Origin of the sequence: Streptomyces gardneri, assembly GCF_006539185.1 — a bacterium.
Lineage (GTDB): Bacteria > Actinomycetota > Actinomycetes > Streptomycetales > Streptomycetaceae > Streptomyces > Streptomyces gardneri.
Map to the genome: position 1 here is coordinate 1 of NZ_BJMN01000039.1, position 15,196 is coordinate 15,196.

Below are 15,196 nucleotides of genomic sequence, written 5' to 3' on the forward strand. Positions count from 1 at the left end.
AGGCCGCGCGGTGCGCGGCTGGGTCGATCGGGGTCTGATGGTGCGGCTAGTGGGCTTTATGGTTGTGGAGTTGGGGAGCGCGTTGCGTTCCTGGGCGGGTCCGCTGCGCTCCCCCGCCTGACGGTCCCTCCGGCTGCGCCTCCAGTCCCTTTGGGGCCCGCTGGCGCGGGCCGAGCTGGCTATGGGAGGTGGGGGTCGCTCGTTCGTGTTGGGTTTTAGTGTAGTGGGCGCCTCAGGTTGATGCAGCATGTACCGTTGGCGGAAACATGGGACACCCCAGATCATCGGGGCGGGAGCCGTGGTGTCGAGTCAGTTTCTCTTTTCTCGGAAGGCAGGATTGCCGGAATGGACGCAGAGAAGAGCGGGGATCCTGGCCTGACCCGCTATCGGGTCGTGGCGCAGCGGACCGTCGCGGAGCACGAGGGGGCCGCCACGCTCACTCACTTCGCGTTCGCGCGGTCGGTGGAAGAGGCCGTGTCGAAGGTGCGTCAGGCTCACGAGGGGCCGGGCTGCGTGTACGGGGACCAGGGGCTCTACCGCGTGGTGGAGGTCGCTGAGGAGAGCCCGCTGAACGAAGAGCGCGAACTGGAGGAGGCCCGCCGGCGGTTCGTTACCTGGGTGATGACGGCCGCTCAGGCCGAGACGGTAGAGGTCATCACGGGGGTCCCACACTCGGAGATGTACGGGACCCTGTGCGACTTCTTCACCCGGGCGGTCGTCTTCCCTGCTTCGGGTTCCCGTTCGGCACCGAGAAGGGCGACACCTCGCTGCACACCAGCGACCCCTCCCGCGCCCTACCCCGCCTCCTCCTCGAACACCTCACCCACCACGGCCTGGACTTGCGAGAGCTGGAGGCCGGGCGATGACCGGACACGCGACCACGCCCCTGGCCGAAGAGCTCAGCAGCGATCCCCTGCACAGGGTGACGCAGTACCAGACCGCCGCCGCGGCGCGTGGGCCAGCTCCCTCCGCTGCGCTCCAGGAGTTGAGGGAAGCCGGCCGCTGCGCGCCCGTCAGGCCGCGCCCGTGAACGCCCGGCTGCGGCTGTTCGCGCTCCTGGAGGCGCAGGGCGTGTCCGCGGAGGAGGCGGACGACCTGGTGGCCGCGCTGGAGGCCGGAGCGGTCGCCGGGGCGCAGTGCGAGGTCGTCGAGTTCGACGGGCTGGCGCCGGGCGAGCGGGGCACCGAGTTCGAGGACGGCTGGGACGAGGGAGTGAAGGCTGTCAGCGATGCTCTGGTGCGTATCGCCGATCGGGGCTGGGAGCGGCGTGCGGGCGGGTCGGCCTCGGCTGGTGAGCTGACCGTACATTTCGCGTACATCCGGCAGCGCGAACGCGCTGACCTGGAGCGACTCCAGTCGTTCGTCCGGGAATCGGTCCTCCCGGCGACCTCTCCGCACACCATGAGCCGGCGGTGGGTGCTCAACGCCCTGGGCGAGGCCGGCGGCCTGTGCACGGCCCAGACGGTGGAGCTGTCGACCGGCGACATCATCCTGTGCACCCGCGACGCTGGCCACTACGACCCCACCGACAAGCCCACGGGCGGCCGGCCCGGAGGCTGGCACCGGTGCAACTCGTCCATCTGGAACGACTCCGGTGCGGCCTGCATTCCGCACGCGGCCATCTGAAAGACCACCGGAATTCAGGCATCGGGGAGACAAGGAAATGTCAGCGATTCAGCTCAAGGAACACCAGGTAGACCAGCGCTCTGCGTTTCGGAAATGGGCAGGATTCCCTGCAAGATCATCAGTGCCCCCGCAGGGTGCGCGGGGCACGATCGTGTCCGCGACCGGCTCGGGCAAGACGATCACGGCCGCCGCGTGCGCGTTGGAGAGCTTCGCGGACGGCCGGATCCTCGTGACCGTCCCGACCCTGGACCTGCTCGCGCAGACCGCCCAGGCGTGGCGCCTGGTGGGGCACCGAGCCCCGATGGTCGCGGTGTGCTCGCTGGAGAACGACGCGGTGCTGAACGAGCTGGGAGTGCGCACCACCACCAACCCGATCCAGCTCGCCCTGTGGGCCGGGCACGGGCCAACAGTCGTGTTCGCCACGTACGCCTCCCTGGTGGACCGCGAGGACATCGACGCACCCGAGGGCCAGCGGAAGGTTCGCGGGCCGCTGGAGGCCGCGCTGGCGGGCGGGGAGCGCCTGTACGGCCAGCGCATGGACGGGTTCGACCTCGCGATCGTGGATGAGGCGCACGGCACTGCTGGTGATCTTGGTCGGCCGTGGGCGGCGATCCACGACAACGCCCGGATCCCGGCGGACTTCCGGCTCTACCTGACCGCGACCCCCCGCATCCTCGCCGCGGCCCGGCCTCAGAAGGGCGCGGACGGCCAGGAGGCGGAGATCGCGAGCATGGCCGATGATCCGGACGGTACGTACGGGGCGTGGCTCGCCGAACTCGGTCTGAGCGAGGCGATCGAGCGGGAGATCCTCGCCGGGTTCGAGATCGACGTCCTGGAGATCCGCGACCCCTCCCCCATCCTCGGGGAGTCCGAGGAGGCGCGGCGCGGCCGGCGCCTGGCGCTCCTGCAGACCGCGCTCCTGGAGCACGCGGCGAAGTGGAACCTCAAGACCGTCATGACGTTCCACCAGAAGGTGGAGGAGGCCGCGGCGTTCGCGGAGAAGCTGCCGGAGACTGCCGCCGAGCTGTACGTCAACGACGCCTCGGACGAGGACCTGGCCGCCGCGGACAAGCTGCCGAAGTCCTCGATCGACGCGGAGTTCTACGAGCTCGAAGCCGGTCGCCACGTCCCGCCGGACCGGGTGTGGTCGGCGTGGCTGTGCGGCGACCACCTGGTGGCCGAGCGCCGGGAGGTGCTGCGGCAGTTCGCCAACGGCATCGATGCGGCCGGGCACCGGGTGCACCGCGCCTTCCTCGCGAGCGTTCGCGTGCTTGGTGAGGGCGTGGACATCACCGGTGAGCGGGGCGTCGAGGCCGTGTGCTTTGCGGACACCCGCGGTTCGCAGGTGGAGATCGTGCAGAACATCGGTCGGGCGCTGCGGCTCAACAAGGACGGCTCCACCAAGGTCGCGCGGATCCTCGTGCCGGTGTTCCTGGAGCCCGGCGAGGACCCGACCGACATGGTCGCCTCCGCGAGCTTCAAGCCGCTCGTGGCCGTGCTCCAGGGCCTGCGCAGCCACGATGAGCGCCTGGTCGAGCAACTCGCCTCCCGCGCGCTCACCAGCGGCAAGCGCAAGGTGCACGTCCGGCGTGACGAGAACGGCCGGATCATCGGGGCCGGCGGCGAGGGCGACGGCGAGGACCAGGAGCAGGACGACACGCAGGCCGCGGCCGAAGCGGCGCTACTGCACTTCTCCAGCCCGCGCGACGCGGCGACCATCGCGGCCTTCCTCCGTACGCGGGTCTACCGGCCGGAGTCGCTGGTGTGGCTGGAGGGCTACCAGGCCCTGATCCGGTGGCGCGCCGAGAACGAGATCACCGGCGTCTACGCCGTCCCCTACGACGTCGAGGTCGAGATCGGCGTCACCAAGAACTTCCCCCTCGGGCGATGGGTGCACCAGCAGCGCAAGGCCCTGCGCGCCGGCGAACTCGAGGACCGGCGCAAGATCCTCCTGGACACGCCGGAGGCAGGGATGCTCTGGGAGCCAGGCGAGGAAGCGTGGGAGGCCAAGCTCGCCGCGCTCCGGACCTACCGGCGGGCCACCGGGCACCTCGCCCCCCGGCAGGACGCGGTATGGGGCGAGGGCGAGGCGATGGTGCCCGTCGGGCAGCACATGGCCAACCTCCGGCGGAAGGGCGCGAAGAACGGCCTAGGCAAGGACCCGGACCGGGCGGCGGAGCGTGCGGCGCAGCTGACCGCGATCGACGAGGACTGGGACTGCCCGTGGCCGCTGGACTGGCAGCGCCACTACCGGATCCTGGCCGACCTGGTCGACGCCGACGGCGTCCTGCCCCACATCGCGCCGGGCGTCGTCTTCGACGGCGACGACGTCGGCCGGTGGCTCCAGCAGCAGAAGCAGCCAGCCAACTGGGTGCTCCTGCTGCCCGAGCAGCAGGAGCGGCTGACCGCGCTGGGCGTGCAGCCCGACCAGGCGCCGTCTCCCGCCCCCACGGCCAGTCGCGGGGCGAAGGGCCCGAGCAAGGCGCAGCAGGCATTCCAGCGCGGCCTGGAGGCCCTCACCCAGTGGGTGGAACGCGAAGGCGCCCACCGGCCGGTCCCCCGCGCCCACGGGGAGAAGATCACGGTCGAGGGCGAGGCGGAGCCGGTGGTCGTGAAGCTGGGCGTATGGGTCTCCAACACCAAGAGTCGACGCGACAAGCTCACCGCCGACCAACTCGCCGCCCTCGCGAAACTGGGCATGCGGTGGGCGTGACCCCGGACTTCAGGTCCTGGCTGGTTTCCAGGCAGCACCTGATTCGGGTGGTCTTGTTTTCAGCCCGTCTCGTCGTCGATCAAGCCGTAGGGCGGTTCTGTCTCGTCACGGCTGAAGCGGACGATGACGCGGTCCTCGATCAGCTCGGGTGGGCTGTTGTCGGCGACGATAACCTGCGCTCCGTTGCCATGATGTGCCAGCCATTGTGTGAGGTGTCGGTAGAAGTCGTCGGTGCTGACAGCGTCCGCGATGAGGGTGTCACGGCCGGTGCCGTGACCGAGATTCTTCTGAGGGCTGTCGATCATGAGGAATCCGGGGTGTGCTGCTCCGCTTTCGTAGGCGGTTTCGAAGACGGCCAGTTGCCAGGCGAGGGTGATGAGCGTTCTGGCTCCTGAAGATGCCACTTGATAGGGCTCGCCACGCACAAAGGGCGTCAGGTCATTCGCCATGTGGGCCTGGCTGAGTTTGGGGTAATGCCATTCAGCGAGGAGACGGCCAAACCGTGTGCTGATCTGTCGGAGTACCTCATTTCGGTCTTCGGTGGCATCACCCAGTTGCGCAAGTTCCTCGCGAAGCTGGCTCAGGTTCGCCTCTTGGCGGTTCACGACTCCGGCCCGCTTGGCCAGGCCTTCTTGGAGTTTGAAGGCGGTGTTCAACTGATCGATCTGGCGGGTGGCCACCTCTTTGCGGCGGTGCAGCTCGTCTCGGGCCACGAGGAAGGTGGAGACGGTGGGTGAGGTGGCTTCGTCGAGGGCTTTCGCCGCACGTTGTTCTTCCAAGCTGGCGGTCTGAGCTCGCTGCCTGGCAGAGGAGAGCGAGGCATCGAGTTCCTCGATGTACGTGGTGATCTCTTTGAGCCGGGCCTTTGTCGAACGAATCTCGGCCGCGACGTCCAGCTGCTCGGCTTGTGCGCTGCTGTCGGCCGCGGCGCCGAGAGTGAGATCAGGCGTCTCCGGCAGGTCGTGGTCGCACATGCTGCAGTGCCCGTCGTGGGCGTGGGGCGGGGCGGACAACGGGTTCAGGCAGGCGGGACACGTGCGGACGCGGAGCGGATCGAACAGCTGTCGTGCTTGAGCCAGCATGCCGAGTTTGAGGAGGTCGTCGGCGTATTGGGCGCGCAGGGGAAGCATGCGTGCAAGCTGCGTTTCCCGGTCACGCAGAACGGCGGAGGTTGTGCGGGCTTCTTCTGCAGAACGCCGGTGGGTCTGGCGCAGCTCTTCGGCGAAGCTGGTGGCGGCGTGGGCCTGCTGGTCGAGTACTTCAAGCTGTGTGGTGATCGCCGTCAGCTGGCGTTCGGCAGTCAGGCGGGTCTGCGGGTCGGTAGCCGTTTCCCCGTCTTGTTCAGCGACGAAGGCGGTGGCTGCGGCTAGCTCGGCTCTCGAACGGTTGAGGCGTCCCTCGAGCTGCTTAATGCGTGATCCGAGCTCTACGGCGCGGTCGTCGTGGACGCCGAAGACAACGTCGACGACCTGGCGCAGCTTGTGCTTGCGCGGGGGGCTGTTTTCGAAGAGGAAGTTCTTGTCAGCGACCCGTTCGTTGGGCAGGAAGGTCAGCCACATCAGGTCGCGGATGCTGAGCGGGTCGGTGCGTGATTCTGCGTTGGTTGGCGCCTCTCGCAGTTCTACGCCTTCCAGCTTGCAGTGGCTCAGCAGGAGAGAGGACAGGCTTTGGGGGTCGCCGGCCGGGGCAATGACCTTCTTATCGATGGCGGAGAAGGAGGGCTGGTCCAGTCGTCCGCGGCGGACGAAGGCCACGGTGGAGGGCTCGCCTACGGCGCGTTCGATGATGTGGCTGTCGCCGGAGAGCTCGACTTCCAGCAAGGCCGAGCGGACCTTGCGGAGGACTTCGGGGTGTCTGGGGTGGTTCTTGGCACCGAGACCATAGGCAACGAACTCCAGGACAGCTGTCTTGCCGGAGCTGAAGGCTCCCGAGATGACAGAGAGGTCTTGGACGCGGCCCTCTGTGGTGAAGTCGATGTCGTAGTTACGGCCGATACCCACCAGGCGCAGACGTCGTACGCGGATGCCATGTGCTTCGGTCATCGGTCGTCCTCCGCGAAGGGCTGGTCAAGTGGTTGAAGTACTGTGCTGCCGTTGTCTACGGTCCCAAGAACGCTGGCGAGAGCCGCGGCGGGCCGGTTATTGCCGTCGACACGCACCCAGCCTGCGGTCTCCTTGCGCAGGCGGGCGTCACTGAGGCGACGTAGCTTTCCGACAACCATTTCGGCTGCGGTGGTGAAAGATCTGGCGTAGGTCGTGGTGAGGTGAGTGCTCAGCTCACGTCCGGCAGAGGTAATGCGGTAGACGAGCCCGCCCTGTTCATTCGCGGCGCTGCAGCATCCGTAGGCCACCAGCAGGCTCAGGTCGTGCTGAATGCGTTCTCGGCGGCTGGTGAACCGCTGTCCCGAGGAGGCGTATGAGAGCACCCTCGGGTCGAAGCCCGCGAGACGCAGCAGGGATGCCTCCCGGCTGTCCGGTTCCACCACCAGGAAGGGGTTGGCGGAGAGGAAGTCGTAGTAAGCGATCCGTTCCAGGTTCGCGCCGTACGGCTTCTGGTCGGCCATGGCATTCATGAGGAGAAGGAGCTGAGCCAGCCGGAACTGGACCTCGTCCTCCGGCATAACTACCGGGCGGTCGGTGTCCACGGCGACTCCTCATCGTCGGTTGGAGGCTCATGCGGGGGCTGCTGACTGGGTGGATCGGTTTCGCAGTGCGCGGCGGCAACGGTGCGCCAGTGCTTGACCCAGCCGGCCTTTCGGTTGTCCACGAGCCGGTGAACCAGTCCCCAGGCGTGCGCGACCTCCAGCCTCAGTTGCTTGGGCAGCTGGGAGTGCTCGGTCCGGACATCGGCCCAGACCAGACTGTGCAACTTGCGCAGGCTGTCGTCGGCGAGGCACTCGTTGAAGCGGGTTTCCCACACGCCGTGGAGGGTCGCGTCCGTGGATACCAGGGCGTTGACCTCCGAGGGCACGCCCTTGTGTGCGATTTCGCGTGCGACCAGGTCCGCGTTGAAGAACTGGCGCTTGGCGCCATCGAGCTCAAGGTGGCCAGCCTCCTTCATCTGTCTGACGAAGAGCGCAGAGTCGAAGGCAGCCGCCTTGTCCTCGTCTACTTCCAGGACGGTCCGAGCTTCCTCAGGGGCGGGAGGCGCTGCCGTGAAGGGTTCGTAGTAAGCGCGGCGCACATGATCGGCTTCTGGGGTCCGCAGTCTGACCGTCAACTGCGTCTCGTCCCACAAGTCGATGACCAGGTTGTGGTCACGTTCCTGGTTCCTCTTCCACTTATCCCACCACTTCGTGGTCGGCCCATCCATGCTGGAAGGAATGCACAGGATCCACAGCCTCACCGTGTGCCCGTGCTCGGCCGCCTGCTTGATCACCGACTGGAAGGACTCCCTGATCGTCCGCTGGTGGGTGGCCGCGGTGACGGGATAGAAGTACTTGGACTGCCAGACCGTGATGGAGCCGCCAAGGTCGCCAGCGAACGCGTCGATGCCCCAGTCACCGGGGTTGGCGGTGATGGTGCGGACACCGGGCATCGTGGCGTCCGCAAGCTCAGTGATCATTTTCTCGAAGTCGTCCCGGGCACCGCCCATCCCGCCCGTACGCATCTGATGAGCAACGAAACTGATCGGCGGTAGACCAGCCGCCATCGCAGTACGCTCTGGCACGACACCCCCCGGGAAGCACCCGTCCCCCTGCACATGCGGGTGGTGCTTTTCTCGTAACACAAAGTAAAGGGCGACGGTAACGCCGATCGATTCTCCCGATCAAGAGGATGATGCGTGCGGTCTTCGGCCAGCGACGTGAGGCAGTAGCCGCCCGGCAGGTGTCGTACTGTCGGGCGGCCGTGGTGGACCGATACGCACGGGAGCTCCAAGGCGGGCCCATGGAGGGACAGCGGGGCCAACGTCGACCTTGAGAACCTTGAATCCCTGGACTGCGATCATCAGCAACCACGGCCGCCACCCAGGCGGCCGGTTCCTGTACCGCTGTGAGCCGGACCCCGCTTCAAGGCTGGTGTGAACAGGCACACTCATGGCAGCCAGCCATCCTCACGATGGACGCCTGACAGCAGCAGCCCGGTCACCTCGTGGCAGCCATGATCACTATCACTGCGCAGCATGCACAGAGACAGCTGCCCATCCCCTGCTGACGACCGAGCAGTGCCACCGCCGCACTCACTCACACCGCGCTGCGGTCGTTCCGGCGGGCGACCAGGCACCTCGCGCCACGCCAGGACGCGGTGTGGGGCGAGGGCGAGACGATGGTGCCCATCGGGCAGCACATGGCCAACCTGCGCCGCAAGGGCGGCCTGGGCAAGGGCCCGAAGCGGGCCGCCGAGCACGCGGCACAGCTGACGGAGATCGACCCCGACTGGAACTGCCCGTGGCCGCTGAACTGGCGGTGCCACTACCGGGTGCTCGCCGACCTCGTCGACGCCGACGGCAGCCTGCCCGAGATCCAGCCCGGCGTGCTCATGGACGGCGACGACATCGGCAAGTGGCTCCAGCAGCAGTCCCAGCCAGCCGCCTGGGCGCGGCTCCTGCCCGAGCAGCAGGAACGGCTGACCGCGCTGGGCATCAAGCCGCTGGAGAAGCCCTCTCCGGCCCCGGCGGCGCCCCCGCGCGGCGGGAAGGGACCCAGCAAGGCGCAGGAGGCGTTCCAGCGGGGCCTGGCAGCCCTCACGCAGTAGGTGGAGCGGGAAGGCGCCGACCGGCCGGTGCCGCGCGGCCACAGCGAGGAAATAACGGTCGCCGGCGAGACGGAGCCGGTGACCGTGAAGCTCGGCGTGTGGGTCTCGAACACCAAGTCGAGGCGCGACAAGCTCACCGCGGAACAGCTCGCCGCCCTCGCCGCGCTGGGCATGGACTGGGCGTGACACCGGCCCGTAGGTGGTGTCAGGTCACGCGAGTGTGCGAAGGCCCCCGGAGTCGGTCTCGGGGGCCTTCGTGTCGGTCGCTGGCCTCATCGCCGTCAAGGGGTTCGTCTCGTCCTACCAGCCCGTCAGGGCGCTGCGGTCAGGGCCATCGAGCCGGTCCACTCGAATGTCGCCCTCGGGGGTCAGCACGTGGGGCTGATGGGTGCCCATGTCGGCAAGAAGGTCGGCGACGAGGGAGTAAGCCGTGCTGACGGCCTCACGCTTATCGGCGATGAGCGCTGTTAGGTTCGCCGTGGTCTGCGCAGGTGTCCTGGAGATCGGGCTGGCGGGACCGTGCTGGAAGGCGCTCTCGGACACGACGAGTCGCAGCGGAATGAGGTCGTCGTCGAAGCGGTGGAGCGCTGCGGAGAGCATGAGGTCTCCAGCGCCGCCTGTCTCCGCGGCCCAGGCGGCGGCGGTTTGCACTTGGACTACGAGCTCAAGCTCGAGTTCGCGCTGGTCCAGCTGCTTGGGGTCTCCCGGTTCGCGCGGGTTCTTTTTGATGTTGAGGGGCAGCGCGGCGTAGCTGGATCCGTCCTGGTGGAGCTGGCCGGTGGGTGATCCTTCGAATCGGACCTGCCGGCGGCCCACCAGGGCGGGGTGATCCGGCTTCATGTGGTGGGTGATAGCCAGATAGGCAAGCTTGGCGAAGCGGTCCAGGGCCGCGTCGCGTTCGTGCTGCGTGGTCAGGGGGTAATCGCCGCGGACCGCTGGGACGGCGGTCAAGCTGACCCAGACCGGGTACCAGGCCGCCCGGCTGCCACCAGCGGGTACACGTGCCGTCGCGTAGGCGGTGAGGTGGTCGGTGCCGGCCACGGCAAGGTCGTGTACCCAGTCGACGTCCGTGGCCGCCGCGTGGAAGCGGTCGCGGTAGCGCTGGGCGATCTCGGATTGGGCGAGAGTGCGTGTAGTGGTGCCGTGCCGGACATGCACGCGGAAGTTGTAGTCGTTGCCGGGCGCCGCAACAGCGTGGGGCATCTGGGTGCTCGGCGGCACCGTGATCACCCAGTAGATCCTGCCTTCGTCGGCGGCCGGCAGGGAGCGCACGCCCACATTCGGGACGACGGGCTGGATCCAGTTAGCGAGGACCGAACGGATCCACTCCTCACCACGGCCGGGAGCCGGCTCGAAGGGAGCTAGAGCGTGGGCGTGGTCCTGCTTGCCATCGTCGACCCCAATGACGAGCAGACCGCCGACCGTATTCGCCATGGCCGCCACGTCCTTGGCCAGTTCCTTCTTGCCCGCGTCACTGCCCGGGTAGAAGTCCTTCTTCCAGTCAAGATCGACGCCTTCGGGTATCCGGTTGTCGACCGCGCGCTGCAGATCGGCCTCGGTGAGGTTGTCAGGGTGCCGTCCCAGGGCGGCGGTGAGCCGTGCGGGCAGAGCCATCGGTTCTCCAGTTCAATTGCCGGCCGCTGTCGGCCACCCACACGCTAAAGGGACGTGCCCTGCCATCACCACGCAATTCCACGATCCTCCTACGGCACCGGCTCGCCGACCCGAACAAGCCCACCTCCCCGGAGGGAGTGACACACCGCCTTCCCCGGCGTTGAGCCGGAAGGTAAGCGAAGTGGAGGCCCCGGGACGTCGTGACCCCCGGGGCCTTCGGCTTGTCCCCGGGACCGGATGGTGGTGCAACACAGGCTGCTACACGGCCCTTTGACGGCTGTTGGGTCGCGTTTGTGCAGGTCAGGGGTGCAACGCGCAGTCGTGTTGCAGCGTCGGTGTTGCACGGCCGGGGTGAGTGCGTTGCAGCGGTGGCGCGATCGTCACCGCTTCGGGTGGCGCGTTCGTCGCGGCCGGGGGTGCCTTGCCGGGAAGTGCACGCCCCTGCGGTCCGGAGCGGCTATACCGGTGCGGGGCCGACTGCCCTGCCCGCCGTAGGAGAAGGAGTCCACCGCCTCATGACCGACGCTGCTAACACCTCTCCCGCCACCCGTGCCGCCCGTGTGATCACGATCGTCGCCGTCGTCTTCGGCGTCGCCTACATGAGCTTATTGGCCTTCATCTCCGTGCCTGAGCTCACGGACTACATGAGCGGCCGAGACATCGACTTCCCGGTGTTCCTGGCCATCGCGGCCATCGCCGGCCCCACCCTGTTCTGGGCCTACATCGGCCTCGGCCTCGGGCTGAGCAAAACGGGCTGGGCAGCCGGCATCGCCCTCACTGGCATCCTCACCGCCCTCACCTACGGGTGGCTCCTCGCCTCCTCCAACGGCCACGGCTTCTCCTACTGGCTGTTCCTCACCCTGATCGTCGCCACCAACCTCGGCGCCTTCTGCGTGATCCCCTACGCCCTCGTCCGCGGCACCATCAGGAGCCGCTGACCCTCCGAGCCGGACCCGCACAGGCCCCGGCCTACGGCTCCTCATTCCGCATACCCCACCGACCGGCGAACCCCTCCAGGGCGCGGCGCTGCTGTTCCTCGCGGGCGATCTGCCGCGCGAGGACGTCGCGGTCGATGTACGGATCGACGGCGGCGAGGACCAGGCGCCGGAGTTCGCCCGGCTCCAGCGCCTCCACTTCCCACTGGACCGGGTGCTCGATGTCGAAGCCGTAGCGTCGGGCGAAGGCCGGCCATCTCGGGTCGCCGCGCTTGCCCTCGGTCGCCGGAAGGCCGTACGCGCGCACCTGCTCGTAGGTGAGTAGCACGCGGGTCACCGAGCTCCAGCAGCCCGTCCGCTCCACCCAGTCCCGCTCGATGTCCTCACCCGAGCAGTCGAAATCACCGACCACGGCAAGGTGGGCTTTGCGTTGCTCGTGGACGACGCGGTCGCGGACGACGTCGGCGTAGGACTGGGAGCTGAAGCCGCGGACCACGAGCACGGGGATGCCCGCGAACTCGAGCCAGCCGGTCAGCTGCTGACGCAGGGTGTCCTTCTCCGCCGCGACGTACAGGGCGTGCTCCTGGCCCGCCGTGCGGTCCAGGCGGAACCAGGAGGGCATCTCGGCGACGAAGGCGTCCGCGTCCGTCCAGGCCGGTGGGACGTGGACTTCGCGGACGGTGTCGATCAGGTCGGGGAAGCGGCCCTCGCGGCGGGCCTGGGCCAGCTGCGAGGACAGGCGGCGGTACATCGGCGGCGTGTGCGGCAGCACGCCCTCGGCCGCGAGGCGGTACATCACCTGTCGCAACGTGACCTTGAGCGGCGCGTACCCGTCCACGATCTGCCGGGCTCGTTCCACGACGAGGGGCCACCGGATCCGTTCACGAGCCATACCGGTACATGTACCTCTCCGCGGCGCCGCCGGCCCCCGGGATCCGGATAGACCTCTCCCCTCGGCTATCGCGAGGTAAGAGGTGTCGTTTTCCGAAGGGGGCTTGCCCACGGGTTCTGACCTGCACGAATGAAAGATCACCGGATTCGGGGGGTCCCACCTCCGGTCACACCTGCGGTCCCCCGCCTAGTGCACCCGTGCAGACACCTCTCCAGCCCCCTTCCGGTGCAACCCTCATGGGCGTGCCCTTGTCGTCGGGATCTTCGGAAAGGCGTGGCTGGTGACTACGTTGCGCCGATAGGGTCGCCCGGCACAAAGGGGGTTGCTGATGAGCAACAAGGTCGTGACTCTGCCGGAGATCCCGAAGGCCGGCGAGGACCTCGAGGACTACATCGCCGCACTGTTCCAGGCGTCCGGTCACTTCGTGGAGAAACAGATCATCGAGAGGGACCCGGCCGACATCCTCGAGCTCGACATCTTCGCGACCTACTACGGACCGGACGAGGCTCTGCGGCGGCTGATCGAGGTCAAGGGCGGGAGATGGGGCTTCACGGACCTGTTCAAGGTGGTCGGGTGGATGCAGTACCTGGACCTTGAGCATGGGGCCTTCTTCATGACCCAGTGGGATGACCGGGAGTCCGCTCTGCGGAAGATGAAGCCCCTGGGCCTGGACGTCGTGTGCTTCGACGACTTCGAAGCCGCTCCGCAGCTGTTCACGGAGAAGGGGTACGGCTCCTTCGCGGAGCCGCGGCTCATCAATCTGTGGCGGCACTCGTACGGAGTCGAGCGCAAGTTCGTCAAGCTCATCCACCAGCAGGAGCGCGCCGGGCACGAAGGGGCCAAGGCCGCGAAGACGTACCACCGTCAGATCAACAACGGCACGTTCTTCGCCAGGGCCCCGGAGGAGTCGCTGGCGCTGCTCTACGAGGCGTACGGGGACCACCCTAAGTTGACCCTGGGCTACGCCCGCGAGATCGACGGGGAGGGGTTCGACCCGCACGCGCCCACCAGCGACAGCCCGAGTTATCAGGCGATGCTCCGCAACGGCAGCCACCCTGAGCTCCAGGCGTGCATGTACCTGGAGCATCGAGCCCGGCTCGCCATCCTCAAAGCCGCCGTGGACTACGCACTCGCGCATCCCGACGGCCCACCCGAGTTCCGCACGTCGGAGGACGGGAAGTCCTTCTTCTTCCAGGGGCTGACCTACCACGTCCTGCCGGGCACGTTCCACGACGGCATCGCGTGGCTGCGGGAGCAGCCGAACTTCACGCGGTACGCGACCTTCTGGCAGCAGTTCCTCTGGGGATGGGGAGGGTTCTACCTCGAGGACAGGACGGGAGAGGAGTTCGAGTGGATGGCGGAGTACTCCGGCATCCCCGCCGACGAGATCCCCACGGCCCTCGAAGCCTTCGACCGCTTCTTCCCGATCCCGAACGGCTGGCTTACCACGCCGGGGCCCACCGACATCCACATGCTCAAGATGGTTCCGATGATCTTCCAAGGCATCGGCGCCCACCAGCGCCGCATCCAGTACAAGCTGGGCAAGAATCTGTCCGAGCTGCAGCCGGCCTCCCGGTACACGGCCTCCGACCTCGGGAAGCGCATCAGCTGCGCGGTCGACTTCCTGCTGTAGGCGCAGGACCGACCGTGCTTCCCCCCCGCCGGGCGGATACCTGGCCGCCGCGGAGTACGTTCGGGGTACGGGGTACGGCCCTGGCCACCAGGGCCGCGACGGGGGCCGCACCCCGACACCACGCGAGCGCCCTGCCGGATGCTGATGCGCGGAGCCAGGCTCCAATCCCTCGTGCGGGTGGAGCCGAGGCCGCCGGCGAACCGCCGCGGTTCCACCGCCGTCGGAGCGGTCATGAAGCCGATCGACGAGCAGCACATCGCGGAGCCCGATCTGGTGGTCCTGGACATCACCGGCGGGGACGAGGACACCGTCCAGGCCGTCATGGCCGCGCTGGAGGAGCGCTAGGCAACCTCGGGCATCAGCCCGATGCGCCGGGACCCCGGCGAGCCCGGTGTCCGGGCCCGGATCTACGCCGACGTCCTGCGCCCTGGACGGGAAGCCCCATAGCCATAGGCCCTCTGGGCAAGCCGCCCTCGCGGAGGGCTTGCCCAGGGGCGCGTCAGGCTTGCCCGGCTGCCGACTCCCACAACGGGCGGGCACTGCCGGTCCCGTCGCAGTGGAAGCACCGGCCGCCCTCGGGCGTGCTGCGGGCCCCGATGGTGTCGACGGCCTGGCGCAGGAGCCGGGTAAGGCCGTGGACGTGGGCCGGGTGCAGGGCGAGTTCGTGGCGCTTGCCGACCATGACCTCCAGTGCGACCCCGGGCCCGGCGTAGCTCAGTTCCGCTGTGACGCCGTGCGTGGCCGTGCGGATGAGGTCGTGGAGGTGGCCCATCGTCTCCATCCCGGACAGCTCCACCCTCGCGGTGAAGAGGACGTCGTCCGGCTGAGTGAGGGCCAACATCGCCTCCGGTCGCTCGAACGGCACGAGGCGGCCGACCGAGTCGCGGTGTGCGGCGTGAAGGCGTGCCAGGGCCAGCCACATGTCGCCCGCATCGCTCTGCCCAAGCCCGGCTGGGTTCTCCTGCTTGTTTCGTCTCATGGCTCCGGTGTACGGCCAGCGGGGGGGGCGTCGGCCGGCTCCGGGCCGCCGTGTTCCAGACGGTGACGCCACGACTTCGGGAGCCGTCCCGCCACGCGGTCCGGATGCGT

Annotated in this window: 10 protein-coding genes and 2 pseudogenes; 6 read left to right on the top strand and 6 right to left on the bottom strand. The window is 68.1% G+C overall.

Features of this window, described 5'->3' with window-relative positions; translation table 11 throughout:
• Window positions 1-1,026: 1,026 nt before the first annotated feature.
• Window positions 1,027-1,626 (top strand): hypothetical protein, encoded by a 600-nt coding sequence (locus tag SGA01_RS27895; protein WP_141299566.1) that lies wholly within the window; start codon window positions 1,027-1,029, stop codon window positions 1,624-1,626.
• A gap of 37 nt (window positions 1,627-1,663) precedes the next feature.
• Window positions 1,664-4,339 (top strand): DEAD/DEAH box helicase, encoded by a 2,676-nt coding sequence (locus SGA01_RS27900; protein WP_141299569.1) that lies wholly within the window; start codon window positions 1,664-1,666, stop codon window positions 4,337-4,339.
• Between the two features lie 59 nt (window positions 4,340-4,398).
• Here SGA01_RS27900 and SGA01_RS27905 read toward each other — a convergent pair whose 3' ends face one another.
• From SGA01_RS27905 to SGA01_RS27915, 3 genes are read right to left on the bottom strand one after another with little or no spacing between them, the layout of a single operon-like run.
• Entirely contained in the window at window positions 4,399-6,381 is a 1,983-nt protein-coding gene (locus SGA01_RS27905) for a DNA recombination protein RecN (protein WP_141299573.1), read from the bottom strand.
• The gene (locus SGA01_RS27910) at window positions 6,378-6,983 is read right to left on the bottom strand and encodes an ABC-three component system middle component 2 (protein WP_141299575.1); all 606 of its coding nucleotides are present in this window, start codon (window positions 6,981-6,983) and stop codon (window positions 6,378-6,380) included. Before SGA01_RS27910 ends, SGA01_RS27905 begins: the two co-directional genes overlap by 4 nt.
• On the bottom strand, window positions 6,962-8,008 hold the full coding sequence (locus SGA01_RS27915; RefSeq protein WP_229918512.1) for a serine/threonine protein kinase: 1,047 nt from the start codon (window positions 8,006-8,008) through the stop codon (window positions 6,962-6,964). Before SGA01_RS27915 ends, SGA01_RS27910 begins: the two co-directional genes overlap by 22 nt.
• 521 nt (window positions 8,009-8,529) lie before the next feature.
• Here SGA01_RS27915 and SGA01_RS27920 point away from each other — a divergent pair.
• Window positions 8,530-9,219, top strand: a pseudogene (locus tag SGA01_RS27920) (helicase associated domain-containing protein); the annotation flags it as partial.
• A gap of 114 nt (window positions 9,220-9,333) precedes the next feature.
• On the opposite strand, the gene SGA01_RS27925 reads toward SGA01_RS27920, so the two are convergent.
• Window positions 9,334-10,647 (bottom strand): AlbA family DNA-binding domain-containing protein, encoded by a 1,314-nt coding sequence (locus SGA01_RS27925; protein ID WP_141299577.1) that lies wholly within the window; start codon window positions 10,645-10,647, stop codon window positions 9,334-9,336.
• Between the two features lie 515 nt (window positions 10,648-11,162).
• Between SGA01_RS27925 and SGA01_RS27930 the strand changes: the two genes are divergently transcribed.
• The gene (locus SGA01_RS27930) at window positions 11,163-11,585 is read left to right on the top strand and encodes a hypothetical protein (protein ID WP_141299580.1); all 423 of its coding nucleotides are present in this window, start codon (window positions 11,163-11,165) and stop codon (window positions 11,583-11,585) included.
• A 31-nt stretch (window positions 11,586-11,616) separates the two neighbouring features.
• On the opposite strand, the gene SGA01_RS27935 is transcribed toward SGA01_RS27930, so the two are convergent.
• Window positions 11,617-12,474, bottom strand: coding sequence for a hypothetical protein (locus SGA01_RS27935; RefSeq protein WP_141299583.1), 858 nt, complete (start codon window positions 12,472-12,474; stop codon window positions 11,617-11,619).
• 328 nt (window positions 12,475-12,802) lie between these two features.
• On the opposite strand from SGA01_RS27935, the gene SGA01_RS27940 reads away from it, so the two are divergent.
• Together SGA01_RS27940 and SGA01_RS27945 are read left to right on the top strand one after the other, a co-directional pair.
• Window positions 12,803-14,107 carry a hypothetical protein gene (locus SGA01_RS27940; protein WP_141299586.1) on the top strand — a complete coding sequence of 435 codons (1,305 nt, stop codon included), beginning with the start codon at window positions 12,803-12,805 and terminating at the stop codon, window positions 14,105-14,107.
• 231 nt (window positions 14,108-14,338) lie between these two features.
• Window positions 14,339-14,554, top strand: a pseudogene (locus SGA01_RS27945) (DUF6207 family protein).
• A 52-nt stretch (window positions 14,555-14,606) separates the two neighbouring features.
• On the opposite strand, the gene SGA01_RS27950 reads toward SGA01_RS27945, so the two are convergent.
• A complete protein-coding gene (locus tag SGA01_RS27950; RefSeq protein WP_141299589.1) occupies window positions 14,607-15,086 on the bottom strand; it encodes a hypothetical protein in 480 nt (159 codons plus the stop codon).
• Between the last annotated feature and the right edge of the window lie 110 nt (window positions 15,087-15,196).